The organism is Variovorax sp. GW821-FHT10D07, assembly GCF_059415325.1.
Genome location: NZ_JBWKMZ010000019.1, coordinates 108,615 through 127,559 on the forward strand (window position 1 = coordinate 108,615; position 18,945 = coordinate 127,559).

General features: G+C 69.9%; 17 protein-coding genes. 3 read left to right on the forward strand and 14 right to left on the reverse strand.

The genetic code is table 11. The features are described 5' to 3' along the window. Position 1: 1 nt before the first annotated feature. Positions 2-1,237, reverse strand: a complete 1,236-nt coding sequence (locus AC07PU_RS37160; RefSeq protein ID WP_057597259.1) for an ammonium transporter — start codon at positions 1,235-1,237, stop codon at positions 2-4. Positions 1,238-1,654: 417 nt separating this feature from the next. Between AC07PU_RS37160 and AC07PU_RS37165 the strand changes: the two genes are divergently transcribed. Continuing rightward, on the forward strand, positions 1,655-2,413 hold the full coding sequence (locus AC07PU_RS37165; RefSeq protein WP_057597258.1) for a sulfite exporter TauE/SafE family protein: 759 nt from the start codon (positions 1,655-1,657) through the stop codon (positions 2,411-2,413). Between the two features lie 57 nt (positions 2,414-2,470). Here the strand turns inward: AC07PU_RS37165 and AC07PU_RS37170 are convergent, their stop codons facing one another. The 5 genes from AC07PU_RS37170 to AC07PU_RS37190 form a co-directional block, all read right to left on the reverse strand. Continuing rightward, positions 2,471-3,982 carry a tripartite tricarboxylate transporter permease gene (locus AC07PU_RS37170; protein ID WP_093351011.1) on the reverse strand — a complete coding sequence of 504 codons (1,512 nt, stop codon included), beginning with the start codon at positions 3,980-3,982 and terminating at the stop codon, positions 2,471-2,473. A gap of 13 nt (positions 3,983-3,995) precedes the next feature. After that, a complete protein-coding gene (locus AC07PU_RS37175; RefSeq protein ID WP_093351008.1) occupies positions 3,996-4,484 on the reverse strand; it encodes a tripartite tricarboxylate transporter TctB family protein in 489 nt (162 codons plus the stop codon). Between the two features lie 208 nt (positions 4,485-4,692). After that, the gene (gene rbp / locus AC07PU_RS37180) at positions 4,693-5,148 is read right to left on the reverse strand and encodes an RNA-binding regulator (RefSeq protein ID WP_093351005.1); all 456 of its coding nucleotides are present in this window, start codon (positions 5,146-5,148) and stop codon (positions 4,693-4,695) included. A 190-nt stretch (positions 5,149-5,338) separates the two neighbouring features. Then, positions 5,339-5,575 (reverse strand): DUF3820 family protein, encoded by a 237-nt coding sequence (locus AC07PU_RS37185; RefSeq protein ID WP_495323016.1) that lies wholly within the window; start codon positions 5,573-5,575, stop codon positions 5,339-5,341. Beyond that, positions 5,575-5,961 carry a translation initiation factor Sui1 gene (locus AC07PU_RS37190; protein WP_495323017.1) on the reverse strand — a complete coding sequence of 129 codons (387 nt, stop codon included), beginning with the start codon at positions 5,959-5,961 and terminating at the stop codon, positions 5,575-5,577. The genes AC07PU_RS37185 and AC07PU_RS37190 overlap by 1 nt, the downstream gene beginning before the upstream one ends. A gap of 99 nt (positions 5,962-6,060) precedes the next feature. Between AC07PU_RS37190 and AC07PU_RS37195 the strand changes: the two genes are divergently transcribed. Beyond that, positions 6,061-7,359, forward strand: coding sequence for a DEAD/DEAH box helicase (locus AC07PU_RS37195; RefSeq protein WP_495323018.1), 1,299 nt, complete (start codon positions 6,061-6,063; stop codon positions 7,357-7,359). Positions 7,360-7,404: 45 nt separating this feature from the next. Here the strand turns inward: AC07PU_RS37195 and AC07PU_RS37200 are convergent, their stop codons facing one another. The 4 genes from AC07PU_RS37200 to AC07PU_RS37215 form a co-directional block, all read right to left on the reverse strand. Beyond that, a complete protein-coding gene (locus tag AC07PU_RS37200) occupies positions 7,405-8,886 on the reverse strand; it encodes an SEL1-like repeat protein (RefSeq protein ID WP_495323019.1) in 1,482 nt (493 codons plus the stop codon). Between the two features lie 140 nt (positions 8,887-9,026). Beyond that, entirely contained in the window at positions 9,027-10,454 is a 1,428-nt protein-coding gene (locus tag AC07PU_RS37205) for a dipeptidase (protein ID WP_495323020.1), read from the reverse strand. A gap of 11 nt (positions 10,455-10,465) precedes the next feature. Next, entirely contained in the window at positions 10,466-12,172 is a 1,707-nt protein-coding gene (locus AC07PU_RS37210) for a carboxylesterase/lipase family protein (RefSeq protein WP_495323021.1), read from the reverse strand. A gap of 68 nt (positions 12,173-12,240) precedes the next feature. After that, positions 12,241-13,284, reverse strand: a complete 1,044-nt coding sequence (locus AC07PU_RS37215; RefSeq protein WP_495323022.1) for a tripartite tricarboxylate transporter substrate binding protein — start codon at positions 13,282-13,284, stop codon at positions 12,241-12,243. Positions 13,285-13,398: 114 nt separating this feature from the next. Here AC07PU_RS37215 and AC07PU_RS37220 point away from each other — a divergent pair, with 114 nt between their 5' ends. After that, entirely contained in the window at positions 13,399-14,331 is a 933-nt protein-coding gene (locus tag AC07PU_RS37220; protein ID WP_495323023.1) for a LysR family transcriptional regulator, read from the forward strand. A 16-nt stretch (positions 14,332-14,347) separates the two neighbouring features. On the opposite strand, the gene AC07PU_RS37225 is transcribed toward AC07PU_RS37220, so the two are convergent. The 4 genes from AC07PU_RS37225 to AC07PU_RS37240 all read right to left on the reverse strand — a co-directional run bounded on the left by AC07PU_RS37225 (position 14,348) and on the right by AC07PU_RS37240 (position 18,527). Further along, on the reverse strand, positions 14,348-14,656 hold the full coding sequence (locus AC07PU_RS37225) for a Dabb family protein (RefSeq protein ID WP_495323024.1): 309 nt from the start codon (positions 14,654-14,656) through the stop codon (positions 14,348-14,350). Positions 14,657-14,808: 152 nt separating this feature from the next. Continuing rightward, positions 14,809-15,969 (reverse strand): acyl-CoA dehydrogenase family protein, encoded by a 1,161-nt coding sequence (locus tag AC07PU_RS37230; protein ID WP_057597689.1) that lies wholly within the window; start codon positions 15,967-15,969, stop codon positions 14,809-14,811. 78 nt (positions 15,970-16,047) lie between these two features. After that, positions 16,048-16,854 carry an MHYT domain-containing protein gene (locus AC07PU_RS37235; RefSeq protein ID WP_296780485.1) on the reverse strand — a complete coding sequence of 269 codons (807 nt, stop codon included), beginning with the start codon at positions 16,852-16,854 and terminating at the stop codon, positions 16,048-16,050. A gap of 143 nt (positions 16,855-16,997) precedes the next feature. Then, entirely contained in the window at positions 16,998-18,527 is a 1,530-nt protein-coding gene (locus tag AC07PU_RS37240) for a Vgb family protein (protein ID WP_495323025.1), read from the reverse strand. Between the last annotated feature and the right edge of the window lie 418 nt (positions 18,528-18,945).

An 18,945-nucleotide genomic window follows, 5' to 3' on the forward strand; every position in this document is an offset into this window, starting at 1 on the left:
TTCAGCCTCCGATGTGTTCGCGGTGCTGGGCCAGGTCGAGCCCCTGCACCTCGCTGTCGGGATCGACGCGCAGCCCCACCAGCACGCGCACCAGGAACAGCACGATCGCGGTGCCGGCCGCGCTGTAGACCGCCACGCCGCCGACCGCGATCGCCTGCGTCAGCACGTTGCCGCTGGCGCCCGAGATGGCCTTGTCGGCGAACACGCCCGTGAGCAGCGCGCCCACGATGCCGCCGATGCCGTGCACGCCGAACACGTCGAGCGAATCGTCCGCGCCCAGCAGGCGCTTGAGGCCGGTGGCGCCCCAGTAGCAGGCCAGGCCGGCGATGGCGCCGATGGCCAGCGCCGAGGGCGGCGTGACGAAGCCCGCGGCCGGCGTGATCGCCACCAGCCCCGCGACCAGGCCCGAGCACAGGCCCAGCAGCGAGGGGCTGCGGCGCACCGTCCACTCGGCGATCATCCAGCTCGCGGCGCCCGCGGCGGCCGCCACGTGCGTGACCAGCATCGCGAGGCCCGCGCGTCCGTCGGCCGCCACTGCCGAGCCCGCATTGAAGCCGAACCAGCCCACCCACAGCAGGCTGGCGCCGGCCATGGTGAAGGCCAGGTTGTAGGGCTCGAAGGGCTCGCGGCCATAGCCGCGGCGCGGGCCCAGCGCGTAGGCGCAGACCAGCCCCGCCACGCCCGCATTGACGTGCACCACCGAGCCGCCCGCGAAGTCGAGCGCGCCCATCTGCGCGAGCCAGCCGCCGGGCTCCCAGACCCAGTGCGCGATCGGCGCATAGACCAGCACGCTCCACAGCAGCGCGAACCACAGCACGGCCGAGAAGCGCATGCGCTCGACGAAGGCGCCGAGCACCAGCGCGGTGGTGATGATCGCGAAGCTCAGCTGGAACATCGCGTAGACCGTCTCGGGCACGTTGGGCGCCACGTGGCTCACGGCCAGCGTGCCGGCGTCCTTCAGGTAATCGAAACCCGCGAACCAGAAGCGCCCGGTGCCGCCGAGCCAGGGCCAGCCGGGCGTGAAGGCCAGCGAGTAGCCGAGCGCGAACCAGGTCAGCGACACCACCGCGGCGATGGCGACCACGCAGGCCATGGTGGCGAGCACGTTCTTGCGCCGCACCATGCCGGCATAGAAGAGGGCGATGCCCGGCAGCGTCATCAGCAGCACCAGCACCGTGGAGGTCATCATCCACGCGGTGTCCGCGGCGCTGATGGAGGCTTGCGGTACCAGGGCCATGGCGGCGGTCTCTTATTGGAGTGGTGGTCCGGACTCTGTGCACAAGTCGTGCCACCATCGTTAACCGCATGAAACACTTTGGTTTGCTACGCCGTGCGCGAAAGTAAGGCAAAGCGGGTAATTCCCAATGCACTGCGGCGGTGCACCCCCTAAAGTCCAGCCACTCGCGAACGGGCCCTGCTCGTGCTGCCGAGGGCCGAGGAGACAAATTCCCGATCGACAAGAACAATCATCCAAAAGGCTACATTCGAGAGCCTGGTTCACAGATTGAAAAGCGCCGCTGGTCGGCGCTTTTTTTTGCCTGTCGCTTTCGCATCGGCGCCCCGATTCCTTGCCTTGAAAAGCGGGTAGAGAGTCGGCTGTGTCGACGTCTGTAGCTACTCTTTCGATAGCGATCCCGATGCGACAATCGCGGCCATGGAAATGTGGCTGATGACCGCGGCCTCGCTGCTCGCGGGGTTCGTGGATGCGATCGTGGGTGGGGGTGGATTGATCCTGGTGCCGGCGCTGTTCGCCGCCTTCCCCGGCGCGCCGCCGGCCACGTTGCTGGGCACCAACAAGAGCGCGTCGATCTGGGGCACGGCCGCTTCGGCGGCGCAGTTCAGCCAGCGTGTGCAGATGCGCTGGGGCGCGCTGTGGCCGGCCGCGCTGGCCGGTTTCTGCGGCGCGCTGGCCGGCGCCTGGGGCGTCACCCAGTTCCCGGGCGATTTCCTGCGCCGCGCGCTGCCGGCGATCCTGCTGGCGGTGCTGCTCTATACCCTGGCGCGCAAGGACATGGGCCGCCACCACGCGCCGCGCTTCACCGGCCGCGCCGAGACGCTCGCGGCCTGCAGCATCGGCCTGGGCATCGGCGTCTACGACGGCTTCTTCGGTCCCGGCACGGGCAGCTTCCTGGTGTTCCTGTTCGTGCGCTGGATGGGCTACGACTTCCTCAACGCATCGGCCTCGGCCAAGGTCATCAACGTGCTCACCAACGGCGCGGCGCTGCTGCTGCTCGCGCTCAAGGGCCACGTCTGGTGGCACTACGGGCTGGCGATGGCGGTCGCCAACGTGGCCGGCAGCCTGATCGGCACGCGCGTGGCGCTCAGGCACGGCGCGGGCTTCGTGCGGATCGTGTTCATGGTCGTGGTCAGCGCGCTGATCCTCAAGACCGCGTACGACGCCTTCCTCAAATGAAAAAGGCCCCGGGGCGAACACCGGGGCCTCTTGCTCAGTCGAGCAGCGCGGTGGCGCTCAATCCTCGACGAAGGCTTCCTCGCGCTTGGACTTCACGGCCGGCAGCAGCACGATGCCCAGCAGCAGCGCCGCGGCCACCAGCAGGCCCGCCGACAGCGGCCGCGTGACGAACACGCTCCAGGCGCCGCGCGACAGCAGCAGCGCGCGCCGCAGGTTCTCTTCCATCATCGGCCCGAGGATGAAGCCCAGCAGCAGCGGGGCCGGTTCGGTGCGCAGCTTGAGGAACAGGTAGCCGACGAAGCCGAAGATCGCGACCATCCAGACGTCGAAGGTGTTGTTGTTGGTCGAGTACACGCCGATGGCGCAGAACAGCACGATCGCCGGGAACAGGAACTTGTAGGGCACCGTCAGCAGCTTGATCCACATGCCGATCAGCGGCAGGTTCAGGATGATCAGCATCGCGTTGCCGATCCACATCGAGGCGATCAGGCCCCAGAACAGCTCAGGGTTGCTGGTCATCACCTGCGGACCGGGCTGGATGTTGTGGATCGTCATCGCGCCCACCATCAGCGCCATCACGGCGTTGGGCGGAATGCCCAGCGTCAGCAGCGGAATGAAGGAGGTCTGCGCGCCGGCGTTGTTGGCCGACTCGGGCGAGGCCACGCCGCGGATGTTGCCCTTGCCGAAGGGCACTTCGCCCGGGCGCATCTTGATCTTCTTCTCGAGCGCATAGGCCGCGAAGGCCGCCAGCAGCGCGCCGCCGCCCGGCAGGATGCCCAGGGCCGAGCCGAGGGCCGTGCCGCGCAGCACCGCGGGCGTCATGCGCTTGAAGTCGTCCTTGGTGGGCCACAGGCCCTTGACCTTGTGCGTGAAGACCTCGCGCTCGTCGTCGGGCTGCGAGAGGTTGCCGATGATTTCGCCGTAGCCGAACACGCCCATGGCGATCACCACGAAGCCGATGCCGTCGGTCAGCTCGGGAATGTCGAAGCTGAAGCGCGCCACGCCCGAGTTCACGTCGGTGCCGACGATGCCCAGCAGCAGGCCCAGCACGATCATCGCCACCGCCTTGAGCAGCGAGCCCGAGGCCAGCACCACGGCGCCGATCAGGCCCAGCACCATCAGCGAGAAATACTCGGCCGGGCCGAACTTGAAGGCCAGCTCGGTCAGCGGCGGCGCGAAGGCGGCCAGGATCAGCGTACCGACACAGCCCGCGAAGAACGAGCCCAGGCCCGCGGCCGCGAGCGCCGGGCCCGCGCGGCCCTGCCTTGCCATCTGGTAGCCGTCGATGCAGGTCACGACCGAGGACGACTCCCCGGGCAGGTTGACCAGGATGGCGGTGGTGGAGCCGCCGTACTGCGCGCCGTAGTAGATGCCGGCCAGCATGATCAGGGCCGAGACAGGGGGCAGCGCGTAGGTCGCGGGCAGCAGCATCGCGATGGTGGCGACCGGGCCGATGCCCGGCAGCACGCCGATCAGCGTGCCCAGGATGCAGCCGACCAGGCAGTACAGCAGGTTGGTGAAGGTGAAGGCGACGCCGAAGCCGGTCGCGAGGTTGTGGAACAGTTCCATGGCGGTGTGCTCCTCAACCGGCGATGAAGGTGGGCCAGACCTGGATCTGGAGCTTGAGCGCCCAGATGAAGGCCACGTAGCTGCCCGCCGCGAGGATGGTGGCGAGCACCAGCACGTCGCGCAGGTTGAAGTGTTCGCCCGCCATGCTCGAGATGATGGTGAGCGCGTAGATCGCGATGATCATTCCCATGGCCGGCAGGCCGATGCTCGGCAGGCCGCCCAGCAGCACGCCGAACGCGAGGTTGGCGCCCAGCACGTAGGCCAGCGGCTTCCAGGCCCATTTGCCGATCGGGTCGCCGTCGGTGGTCTCGACCACCATGGCCTGGAACATGATCCCCAGCCCGAGCAGCGCGAGCAGGATGCCCAGCATGAGCGGGAAGTAACCGGGACCCATGCGGGCCCCGTCGCCGATGTTGTATGCGGTGGCGCCGATGGCGAAGGCGCCGCCCACGGCCGTGAACATGACTCCTGAAAAGAAGTCGGCCTGGCTCTTGATTTTCATGTCTCTCGACCCTCTGTTTTGGAGGGATGAGGGTCGTTTCCGGCGGCTGACCGCTGGCTGACCTGACCGGTAGGGACTAATGCGTAGCGCTTACTACGGGTAAGCCCGCGCGGCCCCGATGCCCGGGTGGCGCAGAAACGAAAAAAGCTCCCGAAGGAGCTTTTTCAGTGAAAGGCGGCAGGGCCGCCATTCGATGGGGTGCGAGGGCTTAGTAGCCGCCGCGGCCGTAGCCGTCGTCGCTGCCACCGCCGCCGCCGTAGCCGCCACCGCTGCGGCCACCGCCGCCGCCGCCGTAGCCGCCGCCACCGCCGCTGCGACCACCGCCGCCGCCGCCGTAACCGCCGCCGCCGCCACCACCGCCGTAACCGCCGCCACCACCACCGTAGCCGCCGCCACCGCTACGGGGCGGGCGGGCTTCCATCGGGCGGGCTTCGTTCACGGTCAGGGCACGGCCCTGGACCGGCTGGCCGTTCAGGCCGGCGATCGCGGCTTGCGCCTCGGCGTCGGTACCCATTTCCACGAAGCCGAAGCCCTTGGAGCGGCCGGTGTCACGTTCCATCATGACCTTGGCGCTGACGATGGCACCGTAGGCGCCGAAAGCTTGCTCCAGGTCGTTGTCACGGATCGAGTAGGCGAGATTGCCCACGTAAAGTTTCTTGCCCATGAAAGGGACTCCTCAACTCAAAAAAACCAAATAACAGAAAAAGCGATGGAGTCCCAGAATCACAACAAACAAAGGCGCTGTGCGCGAAACTGACCGATCACCGGATAACGTGCACGGGAGCCGATGGCTCACTGACACGTAGCGGCGATTATCCCGGTTTGGCCGGGAAATCAAGCTTTTAATTGCACATTCATCGGGAAACCTCTGATCCCGACGGGCGGTTTCGCAACGGTTTGAGCAGGCCGGAGAGCCCGTTGTGGTCTATTTCATGCATCAAGGCAAGCAGCCGGCCGATCTCTCCCGGGGGAAAACCCTCGCGCGCGAACCAGGTCAGGTAGTTGCCCGGCAGGTCGGCGATCAGCGTTCCCTTGTATTTGCCGAAGGGCATCGCCAGCTTGACCAGGCGCTCGAGGTCCTCGGGTTTCATCAGCGGCCTCCCGCACGCTTGACCGTGTGGCCCAGCTTCGTGAGCGTGGCGATCACCTGTTCGCGGTGGTCGCCCTGGATCTCGATCGTGCCGTCCTTCACCGTACCGCCGCTGCCGCAGGCCGCCTTGAGCTGCTTGCCGAGCGAAAGCAGGGCGGCCGCGTCGAGCGCCACGCCCTTCACCACGGTCACGCCCTTGCCTTTTCTGCCCGCGGTCTCGTGCGACACACGCACAATGCCATCGGCGGCGCGCAGCCGCGCCTGCTCGGCGAGGTCCTTGCAGCGGCATTGCGTCAGCGGTTCGCCGCAATCGGGGCACATGCGGCCGCCGGCCTCGGTCGAATACACCAGCCGGGTGGCCGCCGGGTTGTCCTTGTGGGTTGCCATGTTCTTGCGTTCTCTTCGTTCCCGATCTCTTTTCCACCAGCCCAGACGAGCCTTTCCGATGCACCTGCCGCCCGCCTTCTTCCGTGGGGAGACCGCCGCTTGACCGCTGCGCCCACCCCGTCCTTCGCATCGCTGGGGCTGGCCCCGGCGCTCGTGCGCGCCGCCGCCGAACGCGGCTACGCCGAGCCGACCGCGATCCAGGCCGCGGCCATTCCCGCGATTCTGCAGGGACGCGACTTGCGCGGCTCGGCCCAGACCGGCTCGGGCAAGACCGCCGCATTTTCGCTGCCGCTGCTGCACCGGCTGGCCGCCGACTCGGCCGGGGGTGAGCGCCGGCTTCGCGCGCTGGTGCTGGTGCCCACGCGCGAGCTCGCGGCCCAGGTTGGCGAGACTCTGCGCGACCTGGCGCGCGCACTGCCCGACCGGTTGCGCATCGCGGTGGTGTTCGGCGGCGTGTCGATCAATCCGCAGCTCATGGGCCTGCGCGGCGGCGCCGACCTGATCGTCGCCACCCCGGGCCGGCTGCTCGACCTGGTCGAGCACAACGCGCTGCGGCTCGACGGCATCGCCACGCTGGTGCTCGACGAGGCCGACCGCCTGTTCGACCTGGGCTTCGCCGAGGAGCTGGGCCGCATCCTCGCGCAGCTGCCGGCGAAGCGGCAGAACCTGCTGTTCTCGGCCACCTTCCCGCAGGCCATCCAGGCGCTGGCCGACCGCATGCTGCGCGACCCGGAAACGATCGACGTGCAGGGCGAGCCCGGCACCGCGCCCGACATCGTGCAGCGCGCGATCGAGGTCGACAGCACCCGCCGCACCCAGCTGCTGCGCCACCTGCTCGAGCAGCACGGCGAGGCCTGGGGCCGCGTGCTGGTCTTCGTCGCCACCCAGCATGCCGCCCAGACCGTGGCCGAGAAGCTCTACCGCCACGGCATCTATGCCGTGCCCTTCCACGGCGACATCTCGCAGGGCGCGCGCACCGACATCCTCGACCAGTTCAAGCAGAGCCGCTGGGACGTGGTGGTGGCCACCGACCTGGCCGCGCGCGGCCTCGACATCGCGCGGCTGCCGGTGGTCGTCAACTACGACCTGCCGCGCTCGCCCACCGACTACGTGCACCGCATCGGCCGCACCGGCCGCGCGGGCGAGAGCGGCCTGGCGATCAGCTTCGTGACGCCGGCCTCCGAGGCGCATTTCCGCCTGATCGAGAAGCGCCAGGACCGGCGCGTGCCGCGCGAGCGCATCGAGGGCTTCGAGCCCACCGAGGTCGCGCCGCCGCTGGTCGATGCGAGCGGCACGGGCGGTATCAAGGGTACGCGGCCGAGCAAGAAGGACAAGCTGCGCGCGGCGCAGGCCGCGGAAGCGGCGAAGGCTTCGCCGTCATCCGGGAAGGATCACTGAAGCCTGGCACGCAGCGCGGCCACGAGGCGAGGTGGCTGTCCAGCTCTAGAAACTGTCCTCCGGCGATGTCGCCGTGAGGGAGAGAGCCCGCCAATTCCAGTCGCCGGGCTGGCGTGCGTCCAGGCGCCAGTCGGCCGCCAGGCGCTCGCCGCGCGCCAGTTCGTCGGCCGACATCCGGGCCTGGATGGTGTTTCGCCGCGGGGCCGCCCGGGGCTCGCCCGCGCGGTCGGACAGCGTGTAGAGCGCCCAGGCTTTCGCCAGGCCGCCCGGCGCCGCCTCCAGCACGCTGCCCAGCAGAAGCAGGCCTTGCGGCTGGCCGCGGCTCGCTCCTTCGCGCAGCCAGTCCAGTGCCGCCTTGGGATCGCGCGGCGCATCGCGTCCGAACAGGTACATCTGGCCCAGGATCGTCTGCGACACCGGGTCGCCGCCGCGCGCGGAGGCGGTGCGCCACTGCAGCGCGCGTTCCGCGCTCTTTTCCACGCCGGCGCCCTGGGTGTAGATCTCGGCCAGACGGCGCTGCGCATAAGGGTCCCCCAGGTCCGCGGCGCGTCGGTACAAGGCATGCGCCTCGACCGGATCCGCCGGGACATCCTGGCCCGCCGACAGCATGTCGCCCAGGTTGTCGAGCGCGGTGACGTCGTCGAGATCGGCCGCCTTCCGGAACCAGCGCATGGCTTGCGCCGCATCCCTGGGCACTCCGTAGCCCTTGTCGTGATAGATGCCCAGCCACGCCATGGCGGGCGCGTCGCCGCGAGCCGCCGCCTGGCGCAGCCATTCCATGCCTTCCTTCGGATCGGCCGGGATGCCATCCCGCGCGCGCACGACGAAGGCGGCGATCGTTCGCTGGGCCTGCAGCAGGCCCTGGGCGGCACCCTTGCGCCACCACGACAGGCCGAGGGCACGATCGATCTTCACCGACACGCCATGGCAAGGCTGGCCACCGGCATACAGCATGCCGAGCAGGAACTGCGCACGCGGCTCACCGGCCTCCGCCGCCCGCTGCAGCCAGTCGTGCACGTTCTCGTTGCGATCGACGGTTCTCTGGGGACCGCTTCCCTCGGCCAATCCCATGTGCTCGCAGTAGGCGACCGCGAGCCGCGTCAGGTTCTCCGTGCCGAGCGTGTCGAAGCGGCCTTCGAGCGCGGCCTGCCGAAGCGGCTCCAGCCCGGCCTTGTCCGCGGGGCGTAGCGCATAGCCTTCGAACATGAGGCTGACCTTGCCCTTGGCGCGCAGCAGGATCAGTGCGTCGCTGGCATCGACCCGGCCGGCGCGTGCCGCGCGCGACAGCAGCTTGTAGGCCATGTAGTCGTCCTGATGGCGGCTGTCGTCGCGGGCATGGATGCTGCCCAGGTAGAAGGCCGCATCCGGGTCGCCGAGCTCGGCCAGCGGCTGCAGTTGGGCCACGGCGGCATCGAAGTCCCGGGCCCGGTAGGCGCGCACGCCGGCGTCGAGATCGGCGGCGGCGACGCCGAGGGACGCGGCGGCTCCCAGGACGAATGCGCAGACGCGGGCGGCAAGCAGCTTCATGGGCAAGGAGGGGCGGGGACGGCAGGTCGGGCAGACGCTGCGCGATGGTAGCCGCCATCACGATGTGCTCGAACGGGGCCGCGGGTGCCGTGCCGCTCACCGCGCGGGCAAGCCGCCGGCGGAATGCCGAGCCCTCGCGCTCAATGCCCGTGGAACCGTGCCGGCGGGTACGACGCCAGTTCCGCCAGCAGCAGCGTCCACGCGCGCGCGCCCTGCTGGATCGACGCCAGCCGGAAGAACTCGTTCGGCGCGTGCACGTCCTCGTCGGGCAGGTTGAAGCCGAACATCAGCGTGTCGATGCCCAGCGTCTCCTTGAACAGCGCGGTGACCGGCACGCTCGCGCCCAGCCGCACATGGATCGGTCGGCGGCCGCTCTCGCGCTCGAGCACGGCCTCGGCCGCGCGCATCAGCGGATGCGCGGGCGCAAGGGTGGAGGCCGGCGAGCCCTCGTGCAGCGCGACGGTCTCGAGCGTGCAGCCCGGCGGGCAGTGCGCCTGCAGGTGGCGCAGCACGGCGCGGATGACGGCGCCCGGGTCCTGGCCCGCGACCACGCGCGCGGTCAGCTTGGCGCCGGCCTCGCAGGGCACGATGGTCTTGCCGCCCTCGCCGGTGTAGCCGCCCCACAGGCCGTTGACGTCGAGCGCGGGGCGCAGCGTGATGCGCTCGCGCGCGCTGTAGCCGGGCTCGCCGTGGTCGCTGCCGCCCACGTCCGCGAAGAAGGCGGCCTCGTCGTAGGGAAAGGCCGCGGTGTCGGCGCGCTGTTGCGGCGTCGGCGGTTGCGCGCCGGCATGGAAGCCCTCGACCGCCACGCCGCCGTCGGCATGGTGCAGCGAGGCGATGAGCCGCGCCATCTCGTGCAGCGCGTTGCGCACGCCGCCGCCGTAGCGGCCCGAGTGCAGGTCCTTGTGCGCGCTGCGCAGGCGCACCTCGAGCTGCGCATTGCCGCGCGCGCCGGTGTTGATCGTCGGCACCTCGGCGCTCGCGCGGCCGCCGTCGGCCGACAGCACCGCATCGGCCCGCAGCAGCGCGCGGTGGCGCTCGACCAGGCGGCGCAGCGAGGGGCTGCCGGTCTCCTCCTCGCCCTCGAGGAAGACCTTGATGTTGACCGGGCAGCCGCCGCGCACCGCGAGGAAGGCGGCGATGGTCTCGAGCGCGATGGTGGTCGAGCCCTTCACGTCGGAACTGCCGCGCGCATAGAGCCGGCCGTCGACCGTGGCCGGCTCGAACGGCGGCGTGCGCCACAGCGCGAGCGGATCGGCGGGCTGCACGTCGTAGTGGCCGTAGACCATCAACGTGGGCCGGCCGGGCGCGCCGTTCCATTCGCCGTAGACCGCGGGCTCGCCGCCGCCGTCGAGCAGCTGCACCTCGTGCAGGCCGATGGCGCACAGCCGCTCGAGCAGGAAGCGGCGCGCCGTGTCCATGCCGGGCGCGAAGGCCGGGTCGGCGCTCACGCTCGGAATGCGCAGGAAGTCCTCGAGCCAGGCCACGATGGGTTGCTGGCGCGCCGCGAGGTGGTCGATGACGGCCTGGGTGCCGGCGTCCGCGGAAGGGGAGTCTGTGGAATGCATGGTGGTGTTCATCAGTAGATCGGCGGGAACACGCCCGGCCCCCACAGCGTGTCGCAGCGGTGCGTGCGCTCGAAGTCGCCGCGCGTGACGCCGATCGCGGGATAGCCGAAGGCGATCAGCGCGGGGTCGGCCGGGGAGGCGAAGCGCGGCCAGGGCGTGGCGACCGGCGTGCCCTGGTTCGGATCGCCGCTGCGCACGAAGTTGAGCAGGTAGGTGCTCATCTGCGCGGCGAGCGCCCGGCGCTGCGTGGCCACGGCGGCATCGCCGCCCGCGGCCGTGGTGTCGGCGGCATCGAGGTACGGATAGCCCGCGAGCTGGTCGGCCATGTCGCCGAAATAGAAGCTGTCCATGCCGTGCGCACTGCCGTAGTAGAAGGCCGAGGGCTTGGCGGGGAAGGACAGCACCGGGTCGGTGAACTCCCAGCCGTAGACCGGCACCCAGGCCGAGAGCGCGCCGCGCCGCGCGCTGTTGCCGCAGGCGTACATGCCGTCGCCGATGGCGCGCGCGACGCCCTGCGCCGGCACCGCGAAGCGAGAGAGCGGGTAGGCCGCCTCGATGGCCGTGGTGTCGAAGCCCGCGGGCGCGAGGCCGCGCAGGTAGAACGGGTAGACATCGGCGCCGAGCTTGCTGTCGACGAACAGCGTGCCCTCGTCGTACACGCCGCCGATCATCACCGGCACCTGGTTGAAGTTGCCGCTCTCGAAGGCGCGCGCCGGCACCTGCGTGAGCACCTGCGCGTCGACCGTGGGCCGCCACTTGCTGCCGCCCACGGCCAGCAGCGCCGAGGCCGGCAGGCCGCGCAGGCAGGCGACGGTGGCGGCGTCGTCGGCCTGGCCGGCGCAGCCCAGCCTGGCGACCGCGGCATCGCCGATGCCCAGCGCCGTGTCCATGCCCTGGTTCGAGTACTCGCCGCCACCGCCGCTCTGCATCACGGCGCGGTGGAACAGGCCCCGGGCCTTCGGCGACTGCAGCAGCGAGAAGCTCTGCGTGGCGCCGGCCGAGGTGCCCCAGATCGTGACCTTGCCCGCGTCGCCGCCGAACGAAGCGATGTTGCGCTGCACCCATTCGAGCGCGGCGATCTGGTCCATCAGCGCGAAGTTGCCGAGGCTGCCGTCGCGGTTGAGCGCGCGCAGCGAGCGGTTGGCGAGATAGCCGAGCGCGCCGAGCCGGTAGTTGAAGCTCACCACCACGACGCCGCCGCGCGCCGCGAGCGTGCCCGAGGCCTGCGAGCCCGAGCCGAGCACGAAGGCGCCGCCGTGGATGTAGACCAGCACCGGCAGCCGGTCGCCGGGCTTCGCGTCCGCGGGCTTCCAGACATTGAGATAGAGGCAGTCCTCGGCCGAGCGGCCGTCGACATTGGTCTCGGGCGCCTGCAGGCAGGCGGTGCCGAAGGCCTGGGCCTGCAGCGTCGCGTCGTGCGCGGCGGGCGGCCGCGGCGGCGCCCAGCGCAGGTCGCCGACCGGCGGGCGTGCATAGGGAATGCCGAGGAAGGCGACCAGCCCGTCCTGGCGCTGGCCCGCGACCGGGCCTTCGGTGGTGCTGGCAAGCGCGGGATCGGGCGCGGCCGGCGGTGGCGGCGCGGGCGTGGCGACCGGTGGCAGCGCGAAGTTCGCGGCACCGCCGCCTCCGCCGCCGCAGGCCGCGAGCGCGGTGCACAGGATCGCGGCCAGGGCCAGCGGCAGGGCGCGACGAGGCGCCCTTCGATCGAGGGTCGTCATAAGTCTCCTTCGGGCCGGCGAGCGGCCTCTCTCGGTGGGTGGGGGAGGAAAAAAAGAAGCAGCAGCGCTCAGGGCGATTCGTAGCCCACGGTGCGCACCAGCTCGCGGTAGCGCGCGATCTCCGCGCGGTAGAACTTCTCGGCCGCTTCCAGGCTCATCGGCTGGAAGATCGTCTTGGCCTGCGCCTCGAGCTGCGCGCGCGCATGGGCATTGGCGAGCCCGCTCTCGATCGCGGCGTTGAGCCGCTCGGCCACCGGCTGCGGCGTGCCCTTCTTCACCGCGTAGGCGGTCCAGATGCTGAAGTCGAAGCCCTTCATCGACACCGAGTCCGCGCTCGAGGGCACGTCCTCGAACGGCGCCGGCAGGCGGCCGCCCGAGAGCGCGCCGATTACGCGCAGCTTGCCCTGGCGCGCGTAGTCGGCATAGAAGGCCTGGTAGGGCATGAAGGCGAAGTCGATCTGGCCGCCGAGCAGGTCCTGCAGCAGCGGCGCGCCGCCCTTGTAGGGCACGTGCGTGGCGTTCGCGCCGGCGCGCTTGGCGAACAGCTCGCCCAGCAGGTGGTAGAGCGTGCCCGGGCCGGTCGAGCCGTAGCTCAGCGGCGCGTCCTTGCCGCGGGTGCGCGCCAGCGCCACCAGCTCATCGAGCGTGCGCGCGGGCAGCTTGTCGTTGACCACCACCACCAGCGGCGAGATCGCGACCGGCGCCACCAGCTGGAAGTCCTCGGGGCGGTAGCGCACGCTCCTGTTGACCATGCCCGAGAGGATCAGCTCGCTGGGCGAGCCCTGGAACAGGTAGTGGCCGTCGGCCGGTGCCGCGAGCACCTTGTTGGCGGCGATGGCGCCGGCCGCGCCGCCGAGGTTCTCGACGATCACCTGCCCACCCAGCGCCTTGGCCACGGGCTCGGCGAGCGCGCGCGCCGTGAAGTCGCTGGCCGCGCCGGCCGGGTACGGCACCATCAAGGTGACCAGCTTCGAGGGAAAGGTCGCGGGCTGCGCCCAGGCGCCGGAGCCCACGGCCGCAAGACCGGCGAGGGCCACGGCGAGCGCCAGGGCGCCGCGGCGGCGGGACAGCCCGGACGACAGCCGGGAGAAGCGTTGCGAGAAGCCGTGCATGGGGCGATTCCTTGGGTCGAAAGCAGTACGCGACGGATGCTAGAAATCGCCCCTCTATCTGTCCAATGCATTGTTTTTCTGCTTATCATGATCTGGACTCATGATCGGAGCGCCATGAATTTGCAGCAACTCGAGCACCTGCTCGCGCTCGCCGAAACCGGCTCCTTCAGCCGCGCCTCCGAGAAGGTGCACCTCACGCAGCCCGCGCTCAGCCGCAGCATCCAGATGCTCGAGCAGGAGCTGGGCATGCCGCTGATCGACCGCATCGGCAAGCGCAACGAGCTCACGCCCTTCGGCGCGATGGTGCTGGCGCGCGCGCGGCGCATCTCGAGCGAGGCGCAGGAGCTGCGCCGGGCCGCGGCGCTGCTGAGCGACGGGCAGGCGGGCCAGCTGCGGCTGGGCCTGGGCGCCGCGCCGGGCGCGCTGTTCTCGGCGCCGCTGCTGATCCACATGCTGCGCGACTACCCGCGCGTCGGCCTCGAGCTGCATGGCGGCGGGCCCGAGCAGCAGCTCGCGGCGCTGCGCGCGCGTGCCATCGATGCGCTGCTGATCACCTACCGCGCGCTCTCGCCGAGCGAGGACCTGCGCATCGAGGTGCTGCCCACCCTGCGTTCGGGCTTCGTCTGCCGGCGCGACCATCCGCTGGCAACGCGCCTGCGCGAGGCGGGCGCGCTGGCCTTCGCCGAGCTCGCGCGCTTCCCGCTGATCTCCACGCGCGTGAGCGACGACGTCGCGCGCCGCCTGGTCGAGCGCTACGGCAGCGAGGCCAGTCCGCAGCGCTGGCTGCAGGTGTCCTCGGAAGAGATCGGCGTGCTGGTGGAAGCCGTGCGCAACACCGACGCGATCTTCCTCGGCGTGCTCGCCGTCACGCGCGCGCTGCGCGATGGCGGCGAACTGGTCGAGCTGGCCGTGGCGCCGCAGGCCGGGCTCGATGCACAGTTCGCCTTCGTCACGCTCGAGGGCCGCACCGAGGCGCCGGCGCTGCAGATCGTGCGCGGCTTCTGCATGGCGCTGGCGCGCAGGGAGTCGGCGGCAGAGCAGGCATAGCGCCGAGGCGCCGCTGTCAGCTGGGGTCGGCCGCGAAATCCACCTGGTGCCGCGCGATCCGCAGATCGCCGAGCGCCTCGCGCACGCGCAGGTGCGCCGGATGCGTGGCATAGCCGTCGAGCGAGGCCTGGCTGTCGAACTCCGAATACAGCACCACGTCGCAGGCATAGGCGACGCGGCTCGAGTCGATGCCGACCTCGATGCGCAGCAGGCCCGGGACCTGGCCGCGCAGCGACTCGAACTGCTGCTTCACGAACTGCGTGGCGCGCGCCTTCTCCTCGGGCGTGTCGGCGCGCAGGTCCCACATCACGATGTGCTTGAACATGGCGCGGGGGAATGAAAGACGAAGATCACGCGAGGCCTCCAGCTGCCGCGGGGCAGGAAAGGAGCCGCGGCGTGCGGACGATGGTATGCAGGCGCGGCGCGAAAGACCGCGTCGCCGCTGGAGAACAGTTTTCCGCTGGCGGCGCTCGGGCTTCAGTCGCGCGGCGGCCGCTTCGCGATGCCCATGGTCTTCGCGAGGATGCCGAGCATCACTTCGTCGGCGCCGCCGCCGATCGAGGCCAGCCGGCCGTCGCGGTACAGCCGCGAGACGCGGTTCTCGAGCGTGAAGCCCATGCCGCCCCAGAACTGCAGGCAGGTGTCGGCCACCTCGCGCGTGAGCCGGCCGGTCTTGAGCTTGGCCATCGAGGCCAGCTCGGTCACGTCCTGGCCCTGCACGTGCAGGTCGCAGGCGCGGTAGGTCAGCGCGCGCAGCGCCTCGACCTCGGTCTTGAGCTCGGCCAGCTTGAACTGCACCCACTGCTGGTCGGCCAGCGTGCCGCCGAACAGCTTGCGCTGCTGGGCCCATTCGATGGTCTGCGCGATGCAGTCGTCCATCGGCTCGAGCGAGCTGGCCGCGCACCACAGCCGCTCTTCCTGGAACTGCTGCATCTGGTAGACGAAGCCCTGGCCTTCCTCGCCGATGCGGTAGCGCTGCGGCACGCGCACGTTGTCGAAATAGATCAGGCCGGTGTCGCTCGAGTGCATGCCGATCTTGCGGATCTTCTTCGCCTTCTCGATGCCGGGGCTGTCCATCGGCACGATCACCAGCGACTTGTTGCGGTGCACCGGGCCGTCGCCGGTGTTGACCAGCATGCACATCCAGTCGGCCTGCAGGCTGTTGGTGATCCACATCTTCTGGCCGCTGATGAGGTAGTCGTCCCCATCCTTGCGCGCATGGCTCTTGAGCCCCGCCACGTCGCTGCCCGCGCCCGGTTCGGACACGCCGATGCAGCCCACGGTATCGCCCGCGATCGCCGGCGCGAGGAACTCGCGGCGCAGTTCGTCGCTGCCGAAGCGCGCGAGCGCGGGGGTGCACATGTCGGTCTGCACGCCGATCGCCATCGGCACGCCGCCGCAGCTCACGTGGCCCAGCGCCTCGGCCAGCGCCATCGCGTACGAGTAGTCGAGGCCGCCGCCGCCGTAGGCCTCGGGCTTGTTGAGGCCCAGCAGGCCCAGGTTGCCGAGCTTCTTGAAGACCTCGTGCGCGGGAAAGGTCTCGGCCGCCTCCCACTCGTCGACGTGCGGATTGATCTCCTCGTCGATGAAGCGGCGCAGGGTCTTCTGGATCTCGAGGTGTTCGTGCGTGTAGTGCATGGTGTCCGTACGGGCGGGGCGCTCCCGGCCCCGATCGCAGGAACTCTAGGCGCGCCCCGGCCGTGGGGCTTGCGCCAACTAGCTGGTGCGCGCGCGGCGCGCGGTGGCCGGTGCCGGCCGCGCGTTCGAGGCGGCCGAGATCGGCGACTCGATGCTGTTGCCGGTGAGCACCCAGTAGATGAAGATCAGCACCGCGCCGGCGGTGCCGAACACCGTGAGGCCCATGTAGCTGCCGCCGATGGCGAGCGCATCGACCGGGGCGGCGGCGGTGCAGACCATGGTGGCCGCGCTCATGCCCACGTAGTGCATGGTGCAGACCGCCAGGCCCATCACGGCCGCGGCGCCGATCTGCAGGCTCAGCTTGCGCACGTTGAAGGCCAGCCACAGCGCGGCGGCGGCGGCGCTGATGGCGATCAGCACCGACAGCCCGACCGCCATCGGGTCGAACTGCATCGACGCGCGCATGTTCATCGCGAACATGCCCATGTAGTGCATCACGCACACGCCCAGGCCCGCCAGCAGGCTGCCCGCGAGCCAGCCAGCGCGGCTGAACTTGCGGCGCCCGCCCGCGAGGTAGAGCGCGATGCCCGAGATCAGGATCGCCGCCACCAGCGAGACCACGGTCAGCGGCATGTTGTAGGCGATCGAGACCGGCAGCCGGTACGCCAGCATGCCGATGAAGTGCATCGACCAGATGCCGATGCCGCCGAGCGCCACCGCCGCGCAGGCCACGGCCGCGAGGTTCGGGCGGCCGTCGGCGCCGACCATGCGCCCGGCGCAGATCAGTGCGGTCAGCGAGCCGGCGAAGGAAATGAAGTACGACAGTGCCACCAGCCCCAACGAGTATTCGGGCGACAGCAGCTGGCCTGCGACGAGCGGTGTCATGGTTGTCCTTTCGACAGGAAGACGGCACCGCTCGCCCCCGGAAATCGGTGGTACCGGACCGTTCCGGGCGAGTTTGTAATGTTTGTTTTTAAAAGTAAATTGGTTTTTTACAATTCTGTTTAGATTACTTTTCTCTTAATTTTTCAGCGCTGAGGCCGGATCCGGTATATCGCGTTGTTCCGGTCCGCCGCCATGTAGACCGTGCCGTCGGGCCCGACCGCCACGCCGGTCACGACGTAGGGCGGCGGCAGCCCGGGCCCGGGCGCCAGCCCGATCGGCAGGTTCTCGGCGATGGTGCGGCGCGAGCCATCGGCCGGGTCGATCTCCACCAGCCGCCGCGCCGCGCTCTCGGCCACCACGAAGCTGCCCCAGGGCGTCTGCGCCAGGCCCTCGGGCAGCGCGAGCTTGTCGGCGATGGTGCGCAGCGGCGCGCTGGCGTCGAGCGGAATGCGCAGCAGCTTGCCGGCCGCCTCGGTCACGTAGAGCGCGCCGTCGCGGCCGATCACCATCTGCACCGGCCCGTTGAGCCCGCTCGCGATCACCTGCCGCTCGGCGAACTTCGCGCCGCTCGCGCGCGTGATGCTGCCGGTGGCGATCTCGGCGTAGATCACGCTGCCGTCGGGCATCGGGATCGCATCGAACGGCGCCTTCAGGCCGTGGATCGTCTCCACCGTCTTCAGCGTCTGCCGGTCGACCAACTGCACCGTGCCCGTGAACCACGAGCTCAGCGCGAACAGCCGCGCCGAGAGCCCGACCGCGAACGGGTACTCGAGCTCGGGTTCGCGCTGCATGCGGAACACGTCGCGCACCTCGCCGTTGCGCACGTCCACCCGCCGGAAGCCGAACACGTCGGCGACCCAGAGGTCGTTGCCGTCGAGCTTCATGCCGGCCGGCACCGCGAGCTTGCCGCCGGTGAGCGTGCGCAGCTCGCCGGTGGCGGGCTCGAAGGCCATGACCTCGTTGTTGGCCATGTTCGAGATGTAGATCGTGCCTTCGGGCGCGATCGCGAGGTTGTCGAGCGAGGGCTTGAGCTGCTTCGCGACCGTCTTGCGGCCGGTGGCGAGTTCGACCTTCACGAGTTCGCCGCTGCGCGCGTCGACCACCCAGAGGTTGCCCTTGCCGTCGAGGTTGACCGCGGCCGGGATCTGGAAGCCGTCTGCGATCGGCGTGATGCGCCCGTCGGCCGGATCGATCTTCACCACCTGGTTCTTGAACCACAGCGGTCCGTAGAGCATGCCGTCGGGCCCGACCTCGAAGCCGTTGAAGCCGCCCATGTCCTTGCGGATCAGCCGCGGCGGCTTCTGGCCCGCGCGGTCGATCTCCCACAGCGCGTCGCCGAGGAACACCTGCGAGGCGTAGAGCTTGCCGTTGCGCGGGTCGAAGGCCAGGGAGTTGAGGCCGGGCAGGTCCTTGGCGAGGACGCGCATGGGGGCGGTGTCGTGCTCGCGGTAGCGCAGCATGCCCATGAGGTAGTTGGTCCAGGCCATCTCGCCTTGAGGGCCGATGGCGATGTCGTCGGACTGGCCTTCGGGGGCGTCGATCAGGATCTTGGCTGCGCCTGTCTTGCGGTCGACTTCCCAGAGGGTGTTGCCCAGGACCGAGCCTGCGAGCAGGCGGCCCTTCTGGTCGATGGCCAGGCCGTGGACGCCGGAGAAGGAAGAGGGTGGGACCAAGGGCTCTGGGGGGTGCCAGGCTGTGGGTCTTGTGGTGACTAGAGGGGTGGCCGGTGCGGGTGTGGGCTCTGGTGTCTGTGCGACTGCTGGGGGCGTTGACGGTTGGCTCGTTGTGGTTGTTGTGGTGCTGCAGGCTGCGAGCAGGGTGGCTACGGCGGCGATGGTCAGGTGACGGAACAGCGGGGGGATGGGCACGGGGTCTCCTTCTCTCTTCTCTTTGTTCGGCGTTGTGTTGGGGCGCGCGGGGGAGTCTAGGGAATGTGTAGGGGGAATTGGTCGCTGGTGAGACAGGGGTTGGGGTTTTCTTAAGGTGCTCTTCTTGTTGAGATCGTTGGCCGGGACTCGCCCCGGCGGGCGAGTCACTTTCTTTTGCTTCGCCAAAAGAAAGTAACCAAAGAAAAGGCGACCCACTGTCTGC